At 75.0% G+C, this 2,364-nt stretch carries 2 protein-coding genes; one reads left to right on the forward strand and one right to left on the reverse strand.

All coding sequences use genetic code 11. The features are described from left to right. On the forward strand, window positions 1-1,433 hold a 1,433-nt coding region (locus G5C65_RS35575; protein WP_241266298.1), incomplete at its 5' end, for an MFS transporter. Window positions 1,434-1,535: 102 nt separating this feature from the next. Here the strand turns inward: G5C65_RS35575 and G5C65_RS35580 are convergent. Beyond that, window positions 1,536-2,364, reverse strand: an 829-nt coding sequence (locus tag G5C65_RS35580; RefSeq protein ID WP_206442637.1) for a hypothetical protein, incomplete at its 5' end; no start/stop codon positions are given.

Consider the following 2,364-nt stretch of genomic DNA (forward strand, 5'->3'; position numbering starts at 1 on the left):
CCTCGGCGCCGGAGCCGGCGCCGCAGTCAGCGCCCGCGCGCTTCACCGCCCGCGAGAAGCTGGTCCTGGTCGTGCTGTGCGCCTCCCAGTTCATGGTCGCGCTGGACTTCTCCGTGCTCAATGTCGCCCTGCCCGTCCTCGGCCCGGACCTGGGCCTGGGCGAGGCCGGGCTGCAGTGGGCGGTGACCGCCTTCGCGCTGCCCACCGGCAGCTTCCTGCTGCTCTTCGGCCGCCTCGGCGACCAGCTGGGCCGCCGCCGTACGTTCCTGACCGGGCTCGCCCTCTTCACGGGCGCCTCCGTCCTCGCCACGCTGGCGCCGAACGCGCCCCTCTTCCTCGCGGGGCGCGCGCTCCAGGGCCTCGGGGCCGCCGCACTGGTGCCCACCGGCATGGCGCTGATCACCACCTCCTTCGCGGAGGGCCCCAAGCGCACCAAGGCGCTCAGCATCAACGGCTCCCTCATGGCGCTCGGCTTCACCGTCGGCATGGTCGTCGGCGGCGTGCTGACCGACACCCTCGGCTGGCGCTCCACCATGGCGCTGCTCGGCGTCGGCGGCGTCGCCGTGCTGCTCGTCGCCCCCCGGACGCTGACCGAGAGCCGGGGCGAGCGCACCCGGCTCGACATACCCGGCGCGCTCGCCGTGACCGGCGGCCTGCTCGGCGTCGTCTACGGGCTGTCCACGGCCGCCGAGGAGGGCTTCACCCGGCCCGACGTCCTCACCGCGCTGCTGCTCGGCCTCGCGCTGCTGGCGACCTTCATCCGGATCGAGGCCCGCACCCAGGACCCGCTGCTGCCGCTGTGGATGCTGCGCCGCCCGACCGTGGCGTTCGGCAACCTCGGCGGACTGGTGACGGTGTCGATGATGACCGCGGCGGTCTTCCTGCTGACCCTCTACCTCCAGGACACCCTCGGCGTCTCGCCGCTGGTCTCCGGGCTGGTGTTCGGCGTCCAGGGGCTGGCCTCGATCGGGGGCGGCGCGCTCGCCCCGCGGATCGCCAGCCGCATCGGCGCTCCTCGCACCCTCGCCCTGGGACTGGTGGGCCAGGGCGTGCTCACCGCGGCGCTGCTGGGCATCGGCATGGACTCCGGGCTGTGGCTGGTCGTCGTCGCCCTCTCGGCGGCGAGCGCCCTGCACCTGGTGGCCGTGGTCTCCTACGGCGTGACCGCCACCTCAGGGCTGGCCGACGCGGACCAGGGCCGGGCCACGTCGCTGGTGACCAGCGCGATGCAGCTCGGCATCGCGATGGGCATCCCGCTGCTGAGCGCGGTCGCGGTCAGCTGGTCGGGGGCGCTGCGGAACGGGGGCACGGCGGCGGACGAGGCGGCCCTGGGCGGCATCAAGCTGGGCCTGGGCATCGACGCGGTCGTCGTGACGGCCATCGGCATCCTGATCGCCTTCGCCCTCCGCGCCCGCCGGACCGACCGGCACTAGTGCCCTGCAGGGGCGCGGGGAACTGCGCGCGCAACCACACACCGCCCGCAGACGGCGACGCGCCGCCAGGGGCAGCCCCGCAGCCCCGCCCCCTTCGGGCGCTCAGCCGTCGTCCTGGACGCGGCGCAGGCGGGAGACGGCACGCTCCATCACCTCGGCCGTGACCTGGCTGTCGGAGCCGAGCACCGACATGTTCGCCACCCCCGTCGTGCTCGGCCCGACCCGGGCCAGCACCAGGTCCACGGTGAGCGTCATCTCCTTCGCGCTCGCCCCGCCCCGCGCCTTCCCCGTCAGCCGCAGCGCCTCGCTCTCGTCGCCGAAGTCCGGCATCGACAGCGGTTTGACGGTGAAGGCGACCTCGCTCCCGTCGTCCTCGTCCTTCGAGGTGAACGCCCGGCACTCGGAGCCCAGCCGCGCGAAGTCCCGCATCACCTTCTTCGCGCGGCCGGTGCCGTACGACGCGACCCCGCTGGAGACGAAGGGGCCCGTGTGGGACTTCTCGAAGTCGCGGGAGGCGTCCGTGCGGGCGTCGTCGCCGTCCAGGGTGTCCAGGAACCGGTCGCAGGTCTCGTCCTCGGCGTCGAGGTCGCTCGTGCCGTCGTCGTCCAGGTCGGTCCGCGACCACCCGGCGGGGAAGTCCCCCACGGTGAGCAGCGCCTTGCGGACCTCCGTCTTGCCGAGCGGGCCGGAATCGGGCTCGGCGGAACGGGGGGCGGAGGCCGAGGGGGAGTCCGAACCCGGATCGGATCCGGTGTCGTCGCCGCACCCGGCGGCCAGCGCGCCCAGCAGGGCGAGCGCGACGACGCCGGAGGACCGGGGAGCGGGGGAGCGGAAGCCATGGCGCATGGCTCCAGCCCACCAGCGCGGGGCCCGGCCCGCGAGCCGGCCGCGGCCGGCCGGGTCGCCACTCCGCCAGCCGCCCGACCCCCGG

Source organism: Streptomyces boncukensis (assembly GCF_011045075.1).
Classification (GTDB): Bacteria; Actinomycetota; Actinomycetes; order Streptomycetales; family Streptomycetaceae; genus Streptomyces; species Streptomyces boncukensis.